Source organism: Larkinella sp. C7, assembly GCF_006149005.1.
Classification (GTDB): domain Bacteria; phylum Bacteroidota; class Bacteroidia; order Cytophagales; family Spirosomataceae; genus Larkinella.
This window is the reverse complement of record NZ_VBSL01000006.1, coordinates 104,994-125,546: the sequence shown is the minus strand read 5'-3', so window position 1 is coordinate 125,546 and position 20,553 is coordinate 104,994. Positions and strand designations below refer to the sequence as shown.

The window sequence follows — 20,553 nt, the reverse complement described above, 5'->3', positions numbered from 1 at the left end:
CTTATCGTTGATTCATTGTGTTCATTTTGTGCAAATTACCGGCGGCATCGATCCGCAACTGTTCGTCGGCCAGCATCTGGCGGAGAACGGCGGAAAGCCGGTCGGTGGTCAGATGCAACCGATCGGCCAGCAACCGGGGTGCAAGTCCCTGTCCGCCCGCAGCGTCGAGATGCTGCAGAATCCGCGGCCGGAGTTCGTCGGAATCCGGCGGGTGCTGGTGCTGGCTTAAACAGTGGTCGCAAACTCCGCAGGCATCGCCGGGTGTTTCGCCAAAATAAGCCTGCAACAGCCGCGTTCGGCACTGAATGGGGTTTTGAACGTAATCGGCCATCGCCCGTACTTTGGCCAGATCCCGCTGTTTCCGCTGTTCCAGTTGCATGACGTTAACCGGCAAATTCCGGGCATCGAAACGCGGAGTCAGGAACGTCAGTTGCGGTTTGTCTTTCTGTTTTTCATACACCAGAATCGATCGTTGCGACAGTTGTTCCAGATACGAAAGAACCTCGGTTTCCGGCATTCGCGTGGTTTTGGCCAGCGAACTTTCCGAAATGCTGACGAAATTGGTGAACAACTCGCCCCCATAAATCCGCAGCAACAGCTTCAGAAAGGAATCGTAATGCGGATTCATGACCTGAAACTCATACAACGCCCGGTTATCCACCGCAATCATCACTTTCGACGGACTGAAATAGGCTTCACTCAGCTCGATAAAACCTTCCAACTGCAACTGTTTCAGCGCATAATGCGTGTCCGTTACCGGCAATTGAAACGCCTGACAAAACGCCGTCAGATCGAAATCAATGTCGGAAAACTCCCCGCCACCGATGGCCAGGTTGGCGTAGTTCGCCAGTGCCTGATACACCCGCCGGAGCATTTCAACCGGCTGGTATTGCTGAATAACCCGCTGTTCGATGTCGCTTAAGTCCTTGTGGCTATACAGTAAAACCGCATACGCCTTCTTCTCGTCACGCCCCGCCCGGCCGGCTTCCTGGTAATAGGCTTCCAGGCTGTCCGGCACATCCAGGTGAACCACCGTCCGAACATCCGGTTTGTCGATTCCCATGCCAAAGGCGTTCGTAGCCACGATCACCCGTATACGGTTATGAACCCAGGCATCCTGTTTATCAGACCGTTGCTTTGCCGTCAACCCCGCATGGTAATAATCGGCGCGGATGCCCTGGTGGTGCAGCCACTCGGCCACGTCCTGCGTTTGCCGCCGACTGCGCACGTAAACAATGGCCGAACCCGGAACGCCCTGCAACACTTTCAGCAAGCGGGCTTCTTTATTCTCTTCGTAAAACGCAGAATACGACAAATTCTTGCGGGCGAACGTTTGACGGAACACCTGCGGCTGTCGCATTTCGAGCCTTTCAACAATATCCGACTGCACATCCGGCGTGGCCGAAGCCGTCAGGGCTACCACCGGAACGCCCGGCAGCAGGTCGCGAAAAGCTGCAATCTGGAGATAAGGAGGTCGAAAATCGTAGCCCCAGGCCGAAATACAGTGCGCTTCGTCGACGGCCAGCAAACTAATTTTCATCTGCTTGACCCGTTCAATCAGAATTTCGGTCTGGAGTCGTTCGGGCGAAACGTACAGAAACCGGACGTTGCCGTAGATGCAGTTGTCGAGCGCCCGGTCGATTTCCCGCCAGTGCATGCCCGAATAAATCGCCACCGCCGAAATACCGCGTTTCCGCAGTTGCTCGACCTGGTCTTTCATCAAGGCAATCAGCGGGGTTACGACGAGGCAGACACCGCCCATCGCCAGGGCGGGTACCTGGAAGCAAACGGATTTGCCCCCGCCGGTGGGCAGCAGCACGAGCGTATCCCGCCGGTCAAGCACGGAGCGAATGATGTCCTCCTGCAAAGGCCGGAACGACTCGTACCCCCAGAATTGTTTAAGAATTTGGTGGATGGTCATAACCTACCGTAAAGATAAATCAATCTAAAATTAGTTTATGTTCGTAACTGAACTTTCGCTGGACGACTTTAAAAGTTATCGGCTGAAAAAGTGGCGTACAACCAAATAAAAATCATGATCACAAAAGTCATTAAAACCGATGAAGAATGGCGCCAGCAACTGACGCCTGAACAATACCGGGTTGCACGCCAGAAGGGGACCGAACGGGCCTTTACGGGCGAATACTGCGAAAGCCACGACCCCGGCGTTTACCAATGCGTTTGCTGCGGCACCGACCTGTTCGAATCCAAGCAGAAATTTGATTCCGGCACGGGCTGGCCCAGTTTTACCGAACCCATGGATCCGGAATTGATTCACCTCGAAAACGATTATACCTACGGGATGTCGCGGGTCGAAGTGTTGTGTGCGGTTTGCGACGCCCACCTCGGCCACGTTTTTAACGACGGACCTCCGCCAGCGGGCCTGCGGTATTGCCTGAATTCGGTATCGCTGAAGTTGAAACCCATGTGATTTTCAGGAAAATCGCCGGTTTCTAGTAGTCTGGGAGATTTTTTACCCCGGAGGGGTGGACTGTTAATAGAAAAAAGTCGCTAAAATTCAAAAGCTCCGGAGGAGCACCCTTGTTTTGCTTAGGGCGCTCCTCCGGAGCTTTTGGCGACCTGAAAAATCATGGCCTGTTAACATTTAGCCCCTCTGGGGCTATAATTCGGCCTGGTTCGCTATACTAAATTCAAAAATCCGTATTTTGGGGTATGCGATTCCCCGTATACCTCCTCTGCCTCTGGCTGGTGCTGACCGGCTGCTCGACCTACCGCCCGATTCAGCGTCAGCTTCGCCAGAATCCCCAACTCACCGATCATGCTACCGGTTTTGCCTTGTATGACTGGGAAAAGCAGAAAATGGTCGTTCAACACCAGGCCCATCTGTATTTTACCCCGGCATCCAACACCAAACTGTTCAGTTTTTACGCCGGTTTAGTCACCTTGGGCGATTCCATCCCGGCCTTGCGCTACATCACACGTTCTGATTCCCTGATTTTCTGGGGAACCGGCGACCCTTCCCTGCTGAACCAGAATCTGCCCGACACCACGGTGTTGCGGTTTTTACGGAATCGCTCCGAACGGCTGGTCTTTTCAACGGCCAATTACAGCGGCCAGCGTTTCGGACCCGGCTGGGCCTGGGATGATTTCAACGATGACTATTCGGCGGAATTGGCCCCTCTCCCCTTATACGGTAATTTTGTTCGCTTCGGTTCACCGGATCGTATCGCGCGGCTGGACGTAGAACCCCGGTTTTTCCGGGATAGCGTGTCGGCGGTTTCGGGGCGGAAATTTTCGAGAAGTGTTCAGCGCGACGAGCATCGCAACCGTTTCGACCGCCCGGCGGCCGTGCGGCCGTTTCATCAGGATATTCCCTTTCGCTGGTCTCCACAACTGGCCGCGCAATTGCTGGCCGACACCCTGCACCGCGACGTTGCCACGGCTTCCATCCCTTTCGACCGCTCGGCCAAAACGTTGTATAGCCAGCCCGCGGATTCGCTTTATAAACGGATGTTGCAGGTCAGCGACAACACCCTGGCCGAACACCTGATGCTGCTGTGTTCGTCGGTACAGGATACCGTCAACCTGTCGGTGGGCATTCAAACCGTCCTGAAAAAGCATCTGGCGGATTTGCCGGACAAACCCAACTGGGTCGACGGTTCGGGCCTGTCGCGGTATAATCTGTTCACCCCGCGTTCGATTATCGCGTTGTTGCAGAAGATCTACAAAACCGTGCCGCAGGAACGGCTGTTTCAGTTGCTGGCGATTGGCGGCTCAACGGGAACCATTCAGCGGGTCTACAAAACCGACCGACCGTTCGTCTTCGCCAAATCCGGGTCAATGACGGGCGTTTATAACCTGAGCGGTTATTTGATTACGAAGAAAGGGAAGTTATTGTTGTTCAGCATGATGCACAACAATTTTGCCGGATCGGTGGCCGATATGCGGAACCGGACGGCGGCTTTTCTGACTGAAATCCACCAGAACTATTGAGTGAATACCGTAAATTTCTCTAAAAAAACGGGCGGTTTCCGTTGAAAGCCACGGTTTCACCCGCTAATTTTGGTTCTGCACAATGCCCCACCGAATCAGACGATACACACCATGCAGGAGGAATATAACCTCGACCAGTTGCGCCAGAAAATCGCGACCATCTCCGGGCTTGAGCTGATCCGGTTGCAGTCGTTTCTGGAAAGTGAAATCCGACGGCGAAAACAGATCCTCAGCGAAATTCCCGCCATCACCCTCGAACAAATCCCGCTGCGGGTGCAAACCCGCATGACGTTCTACTCCATCGTCCGGCGCCGGAAAGTCTGCAATCTGGCAGAAGTGGGGCGACTGACGCTCATCGAAACGCTGGCCCTGTTGAAACCGGCGGATCTGCAAAGCCTGAAAAGCCTCAACCAACGGGCTTATAATGAGTTGGTCAACGAGTTGTCCAAACTAAACGTTTCCCACGATTCCATTGCACTCTGGGACCAGAAAATGCTGGATACAAAGCTGGTTAACCCGCTTCCTTCCCGAACCATCAACCCCACGGAACCCGCTGCCAACCGGGGCCATACCGATAAATTATAAGCTTCTAAACCCGGCTGATCCACGAAAATCAGAAGCAGTAAAACCGCATCAGTAGGTGATGCGGTTTTACTGCTTTTTGGGATAACTCCTTATCCTATAGCCTCGTTCAATGGATCTTTTTCAACTCAAAAAAGCCCCGACGGTTTACGACGCCATCGTCGTCGGATCGGGTGCCGGGGGCGGCATGGCAGCCTACATGCTGACCAAAGCCGGGGCCAAAGTGCTGCTCCTCGAAGCCGGCGGGTATTTCGATCCGGCCGATCCGAAATACATGACCCAACTCAAATGGCCGTATGAATCGCCCCGGCGCGGGGCCAGCACCACGCGGGCGGGCGGTGATTTCGATGCCGCCTGGGGTGGATGGGAAATCGAAGGCGAACCGTATTCCTCAAAACCCGGTGCCGATTTTCACTGGTTCCGCTCCCGGATGCTGGGCGGTCGCACCAACCACTGGGGTCGCATTTCGATGCGCTTCGGCCCCGACGATTTCCGGCGCGGCTCCCTCACCGGAATCGGCGACGACTGGCCCATCACCTACGACGACATGAAACCGTTTTACGACCGGGTGGATAAGCTCATCGGCGTTTTCGGGTCGGTCGAAAACATGCACAACGAACCGGACGGCCATTTTCTGCCACCGCCCAAACCGCGTTTGCACGAGCTGATGCTCAAAAAAGCCGCTACCGGCATCGGCATCCCCGTCATTCCGTCGCGCTTATCCATTCTGACCCAGCCGATTAACAAAGAGCGCGGGCAGTGTTTCTACTGTCGCCAGTGCAACCGGGGCTGCTCGGCCTATGCCGATTTCTCGTCGTCGTCGGTGCTGTGCATCCCGGCCATGAAAACCGGTAACCTGACGCTGCAAAACAACGCGATGGTGCGGGAAGTGCTGACCGACGCCAAAACCGGTTTGGCCACGGGCGTTTCCTACGTCGATACGATCAGCATGCAGGAAGTGTCGGTCTACGGAAAAACCGTGATTCTCGGGGCCAGTACCTGCGAATCGGCGCGGCTGCTGCTCAATTCCAAATCGTCCCGTTTCCCGAACGGACTCGCCAATTCGAGTGGCGTGGTCGGCAAATACCTGAATGATTCCACCGGAGCCTCCCGGTCCGGGTTTGTCCCGGCGTTGATGGATCGCAAACGCTACAACGAAGATGGCGTGGGCGGTATGCACGTCTTTACGCCCTGGTGGCTCGATAACAAAAAACTGGATTTTCCGCGCGGCTACCACATCGAATACGGTGGCGGCATGGGCATGCCCGGCTACGGTTTTGGGGGTGGCATTGAAAATCTGAACGGCAAAATTCCCGGACGCGATGGCAAGATGAAACCCGCAGGCGGCTACGGTGCCGGGTTGAAAGACGACGTTCGCCGGTTTTATGGCGCCTACGTGAGCATGTCGGGCCGGGGCGAACCGATTCCGCTAGAGAGCAATTACTGCGAAATCGATCCGAATACCGTGGATAAATACGGGATTCCGACGCTGCGGTTTCACTACAAATGGTCGGATAACGAGGTCAAGCAAGCGAAACACATGCAGGACACGTTCGAGCAAATCATCGACGCGATGGGCGGCATGCCGATGGGCAATAAACCTGGCAAAGACCAGAACTACGGACTGGCGGCTCCCGGCCGGATTATCCACGAAGTCGGGACGGTGCGGATGGGGAACGACCCCGCCAAGTCGGCGCTGAACAAGTTTCAGCAGGCCCACGACGTCAAGAACCTGTTCGTCGTCGATGCAGCCCCCTTCGTCACGCAGGGCGATAAGAACGTCACCTGGACCATCCTGGCCGCATCCATGCGCACGAGTGAGTATTTGATCGATGAAGTCAAGCGGAAAAATATTTAAATCGGTATACGGTTTTCAGTTTTCGGTATACGGTTTTTGCGTACTACAATTATTCGACAATGGCTAAGATCAATCGATTTGAGGATTTAGAAGTCTGGAAACTATCTCGAAAACTAGCTCAAGACATCTTCTGGCTCAGTCAGGAAGGTAGTTTTTCGAAAGATTTCGAGCTAAAAAATCAGGTAAATCGCGCGAGTGGTTCAATTATGGATAACATTGCCGAAGGCTTCGGGCGGGCGAATCGGGCGGAATTTATTCTGTTCCTTGGTTATTCAACCGGATCGAGTACCGAGGTTAAATCGCAATTATATCGAGCATTGGATTGCAAGCATATTCAGCAAGAACAATTCGAGTTGTTCTATTCAAATACAGACCGTATCGGGAAAATGCTTTTTGGATTAATTCAATCCCTGAAAAAATCACCCGTGCGGGGTTTGAAATACAAAGTTGCTGAGGATGAAGTAGCCTATGAAATTGAAGAGGATGCCGATTTACTACCGAAAACTGAAAACCGTATACCGTAAACCTTTAAACTACTATGAAACGCAGAGATACATTAAAAGCGATATCATTGACGTCACTCGGTTTGGCGGTTAACCCGGTGGAAGCCGCAGTTCCCGAACCCAAACCCGCCGTCAAGCTGTTGCCGGGACGGCAGAAATTCGAGGCCGAACGTGATCTGAAACTGCTCGCGGCTGAGAAGTTCTTCACCCCGGCGGAGTTGCAAACCGTCACCATCCTGAGCGACATCATCATTCCGGCCGATGCCAAATCGGGCAGCGCGTCGCAGGCTGGCGTACCGGCTTTCATCGAGTTCATGATGCGCGATCAGCCCCGCAACCAGACGCCGATGCGCGGTGGACTCCGCTGGTTGAACGCCAAGTGCGTCAGCCGCTACGGCAATCCGTTTGCGAAATGCACCAAAGAACAGCAAATCGATATGGTCGAGCAGATTGCCTATCCGGCCAAAAAAGTCCCGGCTGACATGACGCAGGGTGTCGCGTTTTTTACGATGATGCGCAATTTTGTGCTGGGCGGTTTTTACACCAGCAAAATGGGCATCGAAGACCTGGGCTATGTCGGCAATACACCCAACAAATGGGACGGCGTCCCGGACGACGTGCTGAAACAGTATGGCTTGAGCTACGACGAAGCGAAGAAATAGGACACGAAAAAAGGCCGGGATCACTTCTGACCCGGCCTTTTTTCATTACGGATCATTTGCTCCCGGCAGGGCGTAGCTTGGTAGAACAACAAGCTACTTCGTGTCCATCATCGCCAAGGATTTCTGCAGGTGTTCGGTAAAGTTATAGATATCATTCAGCGACTGAATTTCATGTTTTATCTCTTTCCTGGCTTCATCTAAAAAGGCGATGTATTTCTTCTGACTGTTCATATACAGCCGGCAAAGCGGTTTTCGATTGTTATCATCCAGCAAAATTGCAAAGTACGTTTGCGCATCCCGGTGATAAATACGCTCGCCGTTGATAGTTGACCGGAGGATGGCCCGCACGATATAAAAAGCTTCCAATTCTTCAGCCGTAGTCACGATAATGGGGTCCTTCTTCGCTTCGACTACGGGATCTGCTACTGTAGCTACTGAACCGGGTATTTCCTGCTGTTCTTCCTTGGTGAGCGCTGATTTCAGACGGTCGGTGATCTGATCAGTCACGATTTGTTGAAATCCTTTTTTTATCAAGGCTTTAAAGTAGTCGAACCACTTTGCATTAATCTGCCCTTGATACACCTGTTTGGCTAAATAGCGAACCAGCGTATCGGAGGGTTCCGACATTTCCTGAACGATCAGTGGTTTCAGTTCTCCCATATACTTAAGTTCACTCGCCGTTGAAAGAATGGAATCCACATCAAAGTAGGACTTGTGGAATTTCTTCAACTCCTCAAAATGGACCTCCCTCATATCCGTTAGGTTAATTTCCAGAAATGGCTTTTGATCCATTTTATTTGGCTCTATCAAATCAGTATAAAACCGATAAATAACGCCATTGGTCAGTACGCCAAACCGGGCTTTTGTTACGTGAAAATACCGGAGTAATTGATTATCATGGAGGGTTAAACTTTGATTATGGTGCTTGCATTCCATGAGAATAATAGGTTGTCCTTCTTTCAAAATAGCGTAGTCAACCTTCTCCCCCTTCTTGGTACCAATGTCGCTGATAAATTCAGGTGACACTTCATGAGGGTCAAATACGTCATAACCTAACGCGTTGATAAACGGGAGGATAAGAGCGGTCTTAGTCGCTTCCTCAGTTTGAATAGAGTCTTTTAATCGGACAATTCGGTCGCCCAATTGTTTAATCTGATCTTTGAAGTCCATTAGGTAAAAGGTTTTAGGATATACAAACGTAAACCGTTGTCAGACAAAAACAAGTTGACATCAAAAGTATTTATTGGAATAAGTAGAATTACTTTATTGTCACCTGACAATTCGTTTTAACCACGATCAGTTTACAACCCGCCAACACATTAATTTTCCTCAAACCCACTTCTTTTTCAATTTCTTTTACGTACTTACCAATCTTCTTTTTTTTTGATTTTTAGTCGTAATCGTTACTCAGAATGTCCATCGTACCGGCGATTCGAAGCAAATACGGGTTCTATCGGAAATTGCTGCGGGAACATAAGTATGTGCTGCGGGATACGGTCGATGTCGTCAAAGTAGCTGGTAACTCAACGTTTCTGGAGGGCAAGGCTACAGTTTCGCACAGCGACCTCGACGCGGAAATCACGCTGACGGTTCGGGTCAAATGCAACGATCACGATTTTTTCCGGTTCGAACTGCGGTGCCTCGAACTAAGCGAAGAACCGTTTTTTGAATTTCATAGCGACGGTTGCACCCACCGGAACGCCGACGAATCGATTCCGCTCGCCCAGCAACGCATTACCACGCCCCATTTCAGCCAGTATAACCAGCAGGGAGCCAACGTGACCTACCCGCTACAGGAAACCACGAAAGAGAACGATATTTCCCGCCGTATGGCGTATTTTTGCCAGGAAGCGAAGCTGAATCTGCGCGACGACGAATTTCCCCAGATCCGGGTGTTGCCCAACGCGCTGCCGCTGCACGTGACTCAAAAAGACCCCAACTCAACGGTTTTATTTCTGTAATGGTATTCGAGGAGATTTACAACGACATCAAAACCGCCTTCGGCCAGCTCTGGACGTTCAAAGAGCGGGGAAAATCACTGGAAATTATTACGCCGTATACCACGACGACGCAGAAATTCATTTCCGTTTTCCTGTCGTTCAAAGACGAGGAGTATGTCGTTTCCGACGGAGGCTGGCTCGACAGCGGGTTCTACGAGAACTCGTTTACGCTGGAAGACGACACCTTCCGAAAAATTGCCCACCATTATTTCAACGCGTTCAGTATCAAGGAAATCAAAGGCCCCAGCCAGAAGACTTATTTCTACAAAAAAACCATCACGCCCATTGCCGTTCCGTCGCTGGTTTTCGATATGGCCAATTTCATTGCGGCCATGGTCAGCACGTCTGAAATCGAATTTGTGGAACGCGAGGAGCGGGAAACCAAGGAGCAGTTCCGGCGGTCGGCCAACGAATACCTGCAAACCGTCATTCCCAAGGAGAAGATAGATCTGGGCGTTTACCTGGATGAGAAGAAGCAAATCCGGCTGCACGCCGTCGTCAAACAGTCGTCGTCGCGCCTGGTTTTGATCAACTACATCACCGGCAGCAATCCGTATTTTTTCAACAACAGCATCACCAAAACCAATTTCCTGTTTGAACTGGCGGAGAAATCCACCGTAGGCCGGTTTGTCAAACGCAAGATTTCGCTGATCGACACCACGGCATCCGGCTACGTGCCCACCCGGATTGCAACGTTCATCAATCACCTGCTGGAAAATACCGGCTCCGAAAAGATCGACTGGTCGGAGCGCGAAAAACTCCACGACATGATCTGATTACTTGATCACTTTCGTAACCTCAAACGTTCCCTGTCGGCTTCCGGCCCGGCCGTCGGCCGTAATCCCGTTGATCATAAACCGGTACGTTCCTTCTTCGTCCGACGTATAAAACTCCAGTTTTCCTTTGCCCTGTCCATCGGTTTTCAGCGTGGGAGCCCAGTGCAGCAGGTTGCGCAAATCCGGCATCCGGCTCCCCGACCGCTGGGGCGTATCGTAGCGGGGCGTGTAGAAATCGCGCGGAATCTGCAAGCCTTCGTAGTCGGCCAGCAAGGCTTTGGCATCCGGCCGATAGCCCGCCAGGTCACCCTTGTAGGTCGTAAAACTGATGATGCCGTCGAAAACCAGCGGCCCAACAATGTAGCGCCGGGTCATGACATCCAAACGCTGTACTTTCCGCGGATCGATTTCCATCACTTTGTCCATGTTGAAAATCGGAACGCCATCCAGCAATGCCAGGGGGCTTCCTTCAAAAAACTGCTTGTGGGGCGTATCGAGCAGGCTGATCACGTAACCATCCCGGCGTTTTCGCGCCATTACGCCCGGCACATATTCGCGAAAAACCTCTTCCATTACCGGAAACCGGGTGAAATCGTCGAGCCGGTATTTTTCGTCCGGAACGCCATAAAACGCCACGCTATCGATCTGGGGCAAGCGATAGCGGCTCAGGTTTTCGCGGTAATAGGCGTTCTGCACCTGCATCGGAATGCTGCGGGCCAGCAATGGCTCTTTCAACGCCGTCGGAAAATCGAAAACCGGCAGCCGGGAAGCCGAAAACCGGTCGTGAAAAGGACTCTGCAACTCGACCCTAAACAGGCTGTCTTTCGGATTGAGCTGCACGACGAGGTCTTTGGGGCCAAAAAACTCCTTCATTTCAAAGTGAATCCGCCCCGCTTTGTCCGACCGGGAACCGTATAACAGAATGTGTTTGCCCGGCACCGACAGGTACGAACTGATGTTGTATCCCGGCTGACCCGTTCCCGGATGAATCACTTTTCCGCGAATGAAATGCCCGTTCACCTCCGGCAGATGCACTTCGGCCGGTCGGTCGGTTTGCAAAACCGTCTCCCACCGAAACCGGCGCCAGCCCTGCGTCAGCATCAGGTTGTCCGTCACTTCGTTCACCTCGGCTCCCGTGGCCTGGAGATAATAGTCCGGCGATTCGACCCCGCCCCGCAAATCGGACGTCAGGAGCAAATAACTCAGGATATCCCCGGACTCCGCCGGTTGGAGCGAGTCGAGCCGATAGACCGCTACGGACAGATCCGTGAGTGCTGATTTCCCGGTTTCATCCTGCGTCGTCAGGTCAAAAACCGCTTTTTCGCGGGTCGATAACGCTCCGCTCGTCAGTTTGGCGTCGATCGTCAGCCGCCGTTCCGGCCGTTTGAAATACAGCCGTTCGCACACCGGTTTCCGGCTGGCGTCGAAAACCGTCAGGTGTGAAATGCCTTCACCCAGCGTCTTTTTATCGATCAGAAACGAGGCCGTATTGTCGCGCAGGCCTTGTTCATCGGCACGAATGGCGGCCAGTCGCGTGTGCGTCAGCAAATACACCAGCGAAGCCGCCGGGGCCGAGGTTTTCACCGTCACCCGAAGCTGGTCTTTGCCCTCCTCTTCGACCTGCATCGTGTAGCCCTGCTCCTGAACGGCGGGTAACGGACGCGTGAAGGTCTTGCCAGCGGCATCGGTCAACACCGCCCGGTATTGCCTGCCTTCGGCGGGGGTCAACGCAAAACGCCCCATGCCGAACTTCAGCGGTTTAAACCGGACGACGGTATCGTTGCTTTGATCCAGAACAACACCCTGTAAATCAACTCCTTTTCCGGTTATTCCAACCATTTTGAAGGCCACCTTGCCGGGCAGGTTCCGAACCAGATTACCGCCTTCCGGGAAAAACTGAACATCATACGCCAGCGAATCTTTCAAAACCGGCAATTCCAATTTCCGGAAGGTATTGACAATCGTAACCGGTTTTTCGAAGAAATAGTCGGGGTCGGTGTTTTTCATCCAGTTGGTATACGCCCGAACGAGGTAATTCCCCGAACCCAGCGTGGTGGGCAAAAACAGAGAACCGTTGCCCGAACCGTCGGCCAGGGCCACTTTGGTCTGCAAAACCGGGCGGTTTTCTTTGTCAAACACCTCCAGATAGGCCACTTTACTCAGTGACAAGGGCTGGTGAAACGTCCCATCGACGTAATTGATTTTGAACCACATCAACTCCCCGGCTACGTAAAACGAGCGGTCGAGGTGGACAAACAGTTTTTCCTGCAATGTCTGGTTTCGGTAGGTATCGAGTTGCTTCCGGATCGGATTTTCCGTTTGTCCCCAAACCGGCACGGTGCCAACGAGAGTCAGGAGGAGAAAAACAGCCTGAGCGGTTTTTTTGAGTGGGTTCATGGGTTGCGAGATCATCACCAGAAAGTCGGTTTAACGTTGGTACCCGATGTCCGGCAATCGACGCAATAGGCCGAACTCATCCGGTAAGCGATTATTTGACCCAAAGGGGACAGAATCTCATCGATGGGAATGGCCCCCGACTCCGCCTGATCGGCCGCCGACGGTTTTTCCGGCGTTCTGAAGATGGGAGCGGTATCCGGCAGACAGGCTTCGTACATGCTCGGAATCCGCCAGGGCGGCAGCTCGGAGGCATTGACAAAAATGCGCTTTTCCTCCACCGAATAACCACTCAGATAGCCTACCACGGGTTCGTTCGGGTCGGTTACGCCGTGGATATTGCCGATGACCTGAAACGGCTGCGGATCGAAAATCGACCCCAGGCTCTCGGTGTTTTTGCGCAGATTCTGCCAGTATTCAAACGATTCTGCGGTTTGGGCATACTGCTTGACCAGCAGGCTGTACCGAATCTTCAGACGATTGGAAGACGTATTGGAAACGAACACCAGCGGAAATTGATCGATTACGTCCTGCGTCAGCTTCTCCGACGAGCCGATGAAAATACCGGTTGATTTCCCGTTGCTCCAGCAATGATTGACGTCGTCCATCCGGGAAACAAATTTTTTGTTCAGGTATTCGACCCGGGAGTAAAATGCGGAATAAAACTCCCAGGTTTCTTCGTATTCCCAGCGGTAATATTTGGTATTGTTCGTTGGATCGTGGGTCGTTACATAAAACTGCACGCCCTGATCCTGCGCCTTCCAGCTTACGTTATCGATTTTTGGGGTTTGCTTGATGGTTACGTAGTCGGACTGATAGTTGCGTCCCGCGGCTGTTTTGATTTTCAGGCGGTATTTCTGATTAAACTGCAACCCGCCAGCGGCCAGTGTATACGTCCCATCACCTTTATCGACAAAGGTCTGGCTCCCGCCTTTTTCGCCCTCCACCGTCACCGTCGCTTTGGTTTCCACCGTGGGTTTGCTGCCGTCTGTCAGGTTTTGCGTGCGCGTCAGCCGGATGCTGCTGGCACCCGATCCATTCAGAAAACCGTCGACTACCAGGTAGGTGTTGGGAGCCGAAACCGCCGGTGGCCGGTACGGATCGACGCAACTCCCCATCACTACCGCCATCACTATCGTTAGATACTTTCTCATGATCAGAATTTGAAATTGTACGTGAGCGTCGGAATCGCCTGCCCAAAAATGGAGAGTTTATACCCTCGTACCACCCCGCCGAGGGACGTGAAATACACCGAATAGGCATTCCGTCGGCCTGTCAGGTTATAAACGGCCACCGTCCAGGAGCTGTGGGCCAGCTTTTTAACCTTGTGGTTGCCCTCGATGTTGAGCGATAAGTCGGCGCGGTAATAATCCGGAATCCGGTATTGGTTCCGCTCCGAATAATAGACCCGGGGCGAACCCGCCAGCTCGTACTTTGCCAGCGGCAGCGTAATGGGCCGACCCGTACTGTACGTAAAATTGAGCGAAACACTAAACCGGCGGTTGATGCGGTAATTGCCCACCCAGGTCACGTCGTGCGGTTTATCGAAATTGCTGGGGTAGTACTCGCCCTGGTTGATGTTCTCCTGCGGCACGCTCTGATCCACGCGCAAAAACGTGCGGGAATACGTATAACTCAGCCAGCCGTTGAACCGCCCGGTGATTTTTTTAACCAGAAATTCAACGCCATACGCCATTCCTTCCGCCCGAACCACCTCCGTTTCAGGGTGATGATTCATGATCAGCGTGGCACCGCTGCGGAAATCCAGCACATTATCCATCGTTTTGTAATAGCCTTCGACCGAGGTTTCGATGGTGTTGTTTTTGAAATTCTTGTAGAGACCAACCGAAAACTGGTCGCCCACCTGCGGCAGAATATTCGGATCGCTCAGCTTCCAGATGTCGGTGGGAGCCATCGCCGTGGTGTTCGACAGCATGTGCAGGTATTGCCGCATCCGGTTGAAACTGACCTTAATCGACGCATCGGGTGTGAACGCATACCGCGCCGAAACCCGGTATTCGGGGCCGTGATACGTTTTGATGTTTTTTCCGGCTCCGTACGAAAGCGTGTCCAGGATATTGGCTTCGGTTTTGGGCGAACCATTGGGATACACGTAAACATCTTTCGGGCCGAGGTAATTAAACAGCGAATAGCGCAACCCGAAATTGATCGAAAACCGGGGCGAAATATCAAAGCGGTCGCCCACATAAAACGCACTTTCCAGCGCCTGCTCCGTCGGCACCACGTCCAGCCGAACCAGCGACTCCCCGCCCAGCGGCTGGAATTGGCCCGGGTGCAGTTTGTACAGATTCGAACTGACGCCAAAATCGATGGTATGTTTGGCCGTCGGGTAATAGTTGAAATCCGTTTTGAACGTCGTCTGATCGATCTGAAACGTAAGCTTGTAGGCATTAACCAGGTTCTGATCGCTGGAAACGGAATATTTGTACCGGCTGGTGGTTCCCGTAAAAACGCTGTAGAGTTTGGTGTTGAAGATGTGTTTCCACTTCAGCGTCGCGTTCATGTTGTTGTAGTTGTAAACCGTATCGCTGTTGAGCCGGAACTCATCCTGGCTGTAATAGCCGGTGAGGTAAATCGTATTTTTTTCGTTGAATTCGTGGGTAATGTGGGCGTTCAGATCGTAGAAGTTCGCCCGGCTGTTTTTGAATGCCGGATTTTTCAGGCTGCTGAGCAACCAGTCGGAATAGGTCGAACGAGCCCCGATCAGAAACGACGATTTTTCCTTGACAATCGGACCTTCCAGCGTTAACCGCCCCGTCAGAACGCCAATTCCGCCGGACCCCGACAGCTTTTTCTTGTTGCCGTCGCGCGTGGTCACTTCCAGCACCGACGACAGCCGCCCGCCATACCGCGACGGAATACCGCTTTTGTAGAGTTCGACGCTTTTGATCATATCCGGATTGAAGGCCGAGAAAAATCCGAACAGGTGCGATGGGTTATAAATTGTGGCGTCGTTGTATAAAATCAGGTTCTGGTCGGTCGAACCACCCCGCACGTTCAGCCCAACGCTGCTCTCCCCCACCGATTTGACGCCCGGCAAGGTGAGCACCACTTTCAGCAGATCGGCTTCGCCAAAAGCCGTCGGCACCTGCCGGAGCGTGCGGATGTCCAGCCGTTCGAGGCCCATTTGCAGCCCCGACACGTTCACGTCTTTTTCGGCTTCGATCACCACTTCTTTCAACGCAATCACGTCGTCCTCCATCTCAATTTCCAGCTTCCCGTCTGAATACAGCATAATTTGTCGTTTCGTATCCTTCATCCCGATGCTACGCACCCGGAGTTCGTGCCGACCCCGCGGCAGCGTAATCGAGTAATAGCCAAACTGATCCGTAACGACGCCAATGCGCGGTTTTTCGATGTACACCGCCACGCCAATCACCGGTTCGCCCGAAGCGGCATTCCGGATGTGGCCCGCCAGGTTGGCGTTGCCGGGTCGGACGGGATTGGTGGCCCGGCCGATGTTGAACAAGCGGGTTTCAAGCGTAATCCGGCGTTTTTCTTTTTCCGCCAGATAATCGACCACGTTGGTGTCGCCCTCGTTTGTGCTGTTGCCCCGGTCAAAAAAACCGATGGGCAACTCCGTCCGAATGGCGCGTTCCGGCGTGATGAAAACCTGTTTTTTAGCGTCGATGGCGTAATACAGGCTGGTCCCTTGCAGCACCTCCTGCAAAACCGCCGACAGTTTCTGGCCGCTTTTGTCGTAGTTGACCCGGATGCTGTCGACATCGCGGAGGTTGTAGAAAAACCGGTACTCGGTCTGGGTTTCCACCTCCCGGACAAACTGCTCAAAGGATAGGTTGGTGAACGGTCCGCGAATGGTTTTTTCAGCCGCCTGCTGCCCAAAACCGGCGGTGAGCGAGCCCGCAAAACAGCACAACAGGAATAAGGTTCGGTAGAATTTCGTCATAACGATCGGGTTGCTGCGTCGTACTGCTGCGTGAGTTTTACAATGGCGGCTTCGCGGTTCTTTGCAAATTTGATGCGGTTTTCGCGGAGGTATTTGCGGAGGGTTTTCTTTTGATCGGCAAACAGATTCAAGACCGATCGTTTGGTTTTGACCGGATAAAAGAGGCCGTTTTTGCCAATGAAAAAACTGTTTTCTGATAAGTACTCCTCCTTGACGGCGTTCTGCACCAGTTCGGTTCGGATGGTTTTGACCCGCCTTGCCAGCACTTTCGACCGCCCATCGTACAATTGGTCGTAAAAGCCCGTTCGCAGGCCGATGTTGTGGGCCGTATCCCGCACAATCCGAACGAATTGGTGGTCGGCAATCGAAAACCGGCTTACTTTAATATTTTGTAACTGCATCCGGTATACGCTATCGATGTGGGGCACCACCACGACGTCATCCACCAGATCGTAGAGCAGGCGAATATTCTGGTAAGTGATGCCATCGTAGGTGACGGAGCCGGTGCGCCAGAGCGAGTCAAGGTATGGATAGCCTTTGATGGTCGGAAGGTGGCCGACGTATTCGGCGCCGTTGTATAACCGCGCCTGGTCGGCGGTTGAACGAACGTAGCGGGCGTGTGCGTACCGAATGGCCTGTTCCCGGAATGAACTATCCACCGACAAAGCACGCTGTCCGAAAACCGTGCAGGGTAGAAGAAGGGCGATCAAAATAACCCAGATAACACGATGATTCATTGGTAAGGGGAGTCGGTCAGGGAGCTTAGGTGTAATTAAACTAGATTAACTTAGCAATTATACTGTAATTTCCGGTTTTTTCGGTTACTTCCTGCGTTATAGTAGCCGTATAGACAACTTTTTGCGTCAATCCGTTGGAAAACACCTCAATTAAATTTCCTGCTGCTTTTCAGGAGCTTCTTTCGGCCCAACTGACGCTAACACCGTTCAAGACAACAGTCTATACGCCGTTTTCCCTGTTCCGCGTTGCAGACACCTCTCTTGTTTTGCACTGCATCGACTTTGAGACCTATTCCCGGCTCCGACAGCAAACGGATGTACGGTATTTTTTTCAGCAACTTTCCGCCCGATTTTCCATCGAAAACCAGCAGTTGATTCATCTTTGGGAAGATGTCTGGCGACAACGGCCGGCCGTTGTCCTTTCACGACTTCGGGCGATGGTGGGCCTTTCCGAACGGATTCCGGCCCGGCTGACGCAGGTTCGACGCATCGACAAGCCCACTGCCGGGCGGTTTTTGCAGGAAAATCATTTACAGGTCGTGACGAACGCCAAATACAAGTACGGTCTGTTTCTGCCCGCGCGATATTTTCGGGTTCTGTCGGTGGATTTCCGCTTACAACCCGTCAACGCGACGGAACTGCTGGTGGCCGTTGCCACTTTTAGCCATCCGCGTTCGATCACCCGCAACGGCACTGTCCATCGCTCGGTCGAACTCGTGCGGTTTGCCAATCACCTGAACTGCACGGTGGTCGGCGGGCTGGACAAACTCCTGAAAGCCTTCGTGACCGACGTTCAGCCCGACGACATCATGACCTACGCTGACCGCGACTGGTCGAACGGCCGGAGTTATGAAAAACTGGGCTTCACAAGGCTGGAAACCACTGAACCCAACCCGTTCTGGGTGCGCCCCGGCGAGTGGATACGGCATTACCCCAGTCAGTTGCTCGACGGGTTAACGGAAATCGAGATGGCGGATAGCGGGTATATTCCGGTTTATAATGCGGGGAGTGTTAAGTTTGTAAAAATTTATAGGAACACGGATTTAGCGGATTGAACGGATCAAAACAGATTTTTATTTTATCCGTGCCCATCCGTTCAATCCGCTAAATCCGTGTTTCTATCCTAACCCATGCTAAAAACCATCGTCATTCTCGGTCCGACGGCAAGCGGGAAAACCCGGCTGGCGGTGCAGCTTGCCCGGCGGGTTAAGGGTGAAATCATCAGCGTGGATTCACGGCAGGTCTACCGGGACATGGACATCGGCACCGGCAAGGATTTGGACGAATACCGAATTGATAATCAATCGATTCCGCATCACCTTATCAACATCGTCGACGCGGGCAGTGATTACAATCTGCACCAGTATCAGCAGGATTTCAACCGCGTTCTGCCCGAAATTCTGGCACGTGGCCACGTTCCGATCCTCTGTGGCGGAACCGGTTTATACCTGGAAGCGGTTTTGAAAGGGCACCGGTACACGGCCATTCCCGTCAATCAGACCTTGCGCACGGCGCTGGAAACGAAAAGCGACGACGAATTGCGCGAGCGGTTCCGGCACCTTCCTTCCGACTATACCAATCTGGCCGATACGTCCACCCGCAAGCGGCTGATTCGGGCGATTGAAATTGCCACGTATTTAACCGAAAATCCGTCAATTGATCTGTCAGCACCGATTTCGCGGCCCGACGCGGTGGTTTTTGGAATCGATTTACCCGTCGAGGTTCGGCGGCAGCGAATCACGGAGCGGTTGCACCAACGGCTGCAAAACGGTCTGATCGACGAGGTTCAACGCTTACTGGAGAGCGGGATTCCGGCCGAAAAACTGATTTTTTACGGATTGGAGTATAAATTCATCACGCAGTATCTGCACGATGAACTGGCGTATGCGACCATGACCGCCCGGCTGGAAACCGCCATCCACCAGTTTGCCAAGCGCCAGATGACGTTTTTCCGCAAACTGGAACGCGACGGTTTACGCATCCACTGGCTCGATGGTTTACAGCCAACGGCGTACTTAGTTGCTCGTATCCTATCTGAATCACAGGCTATTTCCTAAACTCTTCACGCATAACTCCTAACTATTAACTCCCATTCCGGCAGTTTTCCGTATTTTTGAGCCATGACCCAAACCACCAACCCCCTTGTTTTTTTAGAAGCGCTTCATCAGGAGATTCAACAAACGAAATACGGCCGGCAACCCGCGGAATTATACGACCCGATTAGTTACATCATGAACCTGGGCGGCAAGCGGATGCGACCGCTGCTGACGCTCATGGCCGCTTACCTGTTTGGAGATGACTGGCGGAAAGCCCTCAAACCCGCCGTGGCCGTTGAAGTGTTCCACAATTTCACGCTCATGCACGACGACATCATGGACCAGGCACCCCTGCGCCGGGGCCAGCCGACGGTGCACGAGAAATGGAATCACAACATCGCCATTCTGTCGGGCGACGTCATGCTGGTCAATGCCTACGAATTGCTGCTGGATGTCGAAACGCCGTATTTGAAAAAAGTGCTGGCCCGCTTCAACCGCACAGCCGCCGAAGTTTGCGAAGGACAACAGCTCGACATGAATTTTGAAACCCGCTGGGATGTTTCGGAAGACGAGTACATCGAGATGATCAAGCTCAAAACGTCGGTTTTACTCGGTTTTGCGCTCGAACTGGGTAGCATCATTGCCGGAGCCGACGACGTGGAGAGCCAGCGGCTGCGCGAAGGCGGTATTAACATCGGGCTGGGATTCCAGTTGAAAGATGATTTGCTGGATGTCTACGGTGATCCGGCGAAATTCGGAAAGCAGGTTGGAGGGGATATTATTGCCAACAAAAAAACGTTTTTACTCATCGAAGCTCTGCAACAGTCGGGTGGCGCGTTGAAAAATGAACTCATCGGCTGGCTCAGCGCTACCGAGTTTGACAAGCAGGAAAAGGTTCAGGCCGTCACCGCCATCTATGACCAGCTCGGCATTCGGCAACTGACGGAAGCCCGAATCAATGACTTTTTTACGCGTGGCTTTGCTAATTTCGAACAACTTTCGGTCGATCCGGCCCGGAAAGCCCTGTTGCTGGATTTTACAGAACAGCTCATCGAACGGGAAAGCTGATGAAAGGCCAGGCTTCATCTAAATTTCTGCCTGATTAACCCGTACTCGCCACTTC

At 52.8% G+C, this 20,553-nt stretch carries 17 protein-coding genes; 11 read left to right on the top strand and 6 right to left on the bottom strand.

Annotated elements, in window-relative coordinates:
- Position 1: 1 nt before the first annotated feature.
- Positions 2 to 1,921, bottom strand: a complete 1,920-nt coding sequence (locus FH871_RS16765; RefSeq protein WP_138992573.1) for an ATP-dependent DNA helicase RecQ — start codon at positions 1,919 to 1,921, stop codon at positions 2 to 4.
- A 114-nt stretch (positions 1,922 to 2,035) separates the two neighbouring features.
- Between FH871_RS16765 and msrB the strand changes: the two genes are divergently transcribed.
- The 6 genes from msrB to FH871_RS16735 all read left to right on the top strand — a co-directional run bounded on the left by msrB (position 2,036) and on the right by FH871_RS16735 (position 7,559).
- A complete protein-coding gene (gene msrB, locus FH871_RS16760) occupies positions 2,036 to 2,431 on the top strand; it encodes a peptide-methionine (R)-S-oxide reductase MsrB (RefSeq protein ID WP_138992572.1) in 396 nt (131 codons plus the stop codon).
- 242 nt (positions 2,432 to 2,673) lie between these two features.
- On the top strand, positions 2,674 to 3,954 hold the full coding sequence (locus FH871_RS16755) for a D-alanyl-D-alanine carboxypeptidase/D-alanyl-D-alanine-endopeptidase (protein WP_138992571.1): 1,281 nt from the start codon (positions 2,674 to 2,676) through the stop codon (positions 3,952 to 3,954).
- A gap of 111 nt (positions 3,955 to 4,065) precedes the next feature.
- On the top strand, positions 4,066 to 4,539 hold the full coding sequence (locus FH871_RS16750; protein ID WP_138992570.1) for a hypothetical protein: 474 nt from the start codon (positions 4,066 to 4,068) through the stop codon (positions 4,537 to 4,539).
- A 109-nt stretch (positions 4,540 to 4,648) separates the two neighbouring features.
- The gene (locus tag FH871_RS16745) at positions 4,649 to 6,394 is read left to right on the top strand and encodes a GMC oxidoreductase (RefSeq protein WP_114408622.1); all 1,746 of its coding nucleotides are present in this window, start codon (positions 4,649 to 4,651) and stop codon (positions 6,392 to 6,394) included.
- A 59-nt stretch (positions 6,395 to 6,453) separates the two neighbouring features.
- Entirely contained in the window at positions 6,454 to 6,918 is a 465-nt protein-coding gene (locus FH871_RS16740; RefSeq protein ID WP_138992569.1) for a four helix bundle protein, read from the top strand.
- A 14-nt stretch (positions 6,919 to 6,932) separates the two neighbouring features.
- Positions 6,933 to 7,559 (top strand): gluconate 2-dehydrogenase subunit 3 family protein, encoded by a 627-nt coding sequence (locus FH871_RS16735; RefSeq protein WP_138992568.1) that lies wholly within the window; start codon positions 6,933 to 6,935, stop codon positions 7,557 to 7,559.
- Positions 7,560 to 7,652: 93 nt separating this feature from the next.
- Here FH871_RS16735 and FH871_RS16730 read toward each other — a convergent pair whose 3' ends face one another.
- On the bottom strand, positions 7,653 to 8,729 hold the full coding sequence (locus FH871_RS16730) for a type I restriction endonuclease (RefSeq protein ID WP_138992567.1): 1,077 nt from the start codon (positions 8,727 to 8,729) through the stop codon (positions 7,653 to 7,655).
- A gap of 242 nt (positions 8,730 to 8,971) precedes the next feature.
- Between FH871_RS16730 and FH871_RS16725 the strand changes: the two genes are divergently transcribed.
- Both FH871_RS16725 and FH871_RS16720 read left to right on the top strand, forming a co-directional pair.
- The gene (locus FH871_RS16725) at positions 8,972 to 9,520 is read left to right on the top strand and encodes a hypothetical protein (RefSeq protein WP_138992566.1); all 549 of its coding nucleotides are present in this window, start codon (positions 8,972 to 8,974) and stop codon (positions 9,518 to 9,520) included.
- Entirely contained in the window at positions 9,520 to 10,335 is an 816-nt protein-coding gene (locus FH871_RS16720) for a hypothetical protein (RefSeq protein ID WP_138992565.1), read from the top strand. Before FH871_RS16725 ends, FH871_RS16720 begins: the two co-directional genes overlap by 1 nt.
- On the opposite strand, the gene FH871_RS16715 is transcribed toward FH871_RS16720, so the two are convergent.
- Genes FH871_RS16715 through FH871_RS16700 form a run of 4 tightly spaced genes read right to left on the bottom strand, consistent with a single transcriptional unit; the run spans position 10,336 to position 17,394 of the window.
- Positions 10,336 to 12,732: a hypothetical protein gene (locus tag FH871_RS16715; protein ID WP_229317348.1), complete on the bottom strand. Its 2,397-nt coding sequence runs from the start codon at positions 12,730 to 12,732 to the stop codon at positions 10,336 to 10,338.
- Positions 12,733 to 12,746: 14 nt separating this feature from the next.
- On the bottom strand, positions 12,747 to 13,883 hold the full coding sequence (locus FH871_RS16710; protein ID WP_138992564.1) for a DUF4249 domain-containing protein: 1,137 nt from the start codon (positions 13,881 to 13,883) through the stop codon (positions 12,747 to 12,749).
- Between the two features lie 2 nt (positions 13,884 to 13,885).
- Positions 13,886 to 16,657, bottom strand: coding sequence for a TonB-dependent receptor (locus tag FH871_RS16705; protein WP_138992563.1), 2,772 nt, complete (start codon positions 16,655 to 16,657; stop codon positions 13,886 to 13,888).
- Positions 16,654 to 17,394, bottom strand: coding sequence for a hypothetical protein (locus FH871_RS16700; RefSeq protein WP_138992562.1), 741 nt, complete (start codon positions 17,392 to 17,394; stop codon positions 16,654 to 16,656). Before FH871_RS16700 ends, FH871_RS16705 begins: the two co-directional genes overlap by 4 nt.
- 134 nt (positions 17,395 to 17,528) lie before the next feature.
- On the opposite strand from FH871_RS16700, the gene FH871_RS16695 reads away from it, so the two are divergent.
- The 3 genes from FH871_RS16695 to FH871_RS16685 all read left to right on the top strand — a co-directional run bounded on the left by FH871_RS16695 (position 17,529) and on the right by FH871_RS16685 (position 20,498).
- Positions 17,529 to 18,449 (top strand): hypothetical protein, encoded by a 921-nt coding sequence (locus FH871_RS16695; protein WP_138992561.1) that lies wholly within the window; start codon positions 17,529 to 17,531, stop codon positions 18,447 to 18,449.
- 75 nt (positions 18,450 to 18,524) lie between these two features.
- Positions 18,525 to 19,451, top strand: coding sequence for a tRNA (adenosine(37)-N6)-dimethylallyltransferase MiaA (gene miaA / locus FH871_RS16690; RefSeq protein ID WP_138992560.1), 927 nt, complete (start codon positions 18,525 to 18,527; stop codon positions 19,449 to 19,451).
- A gap of 63 nt (positions 19,452 to 19,514) precedes the next feature.
- Positions 19,515 to 20,498, top strand: coding sequence for a polyprenyl synthetase family protein (locus FH871_RS16685; protein ID WP_138992559.1), 984 nt, complete (start codon positions 19,515 to 19,517; stop codon positions 20,496 to 20,498).
- Positions 20,499 to 20,553: the final 55 nt, after the last annotated feature.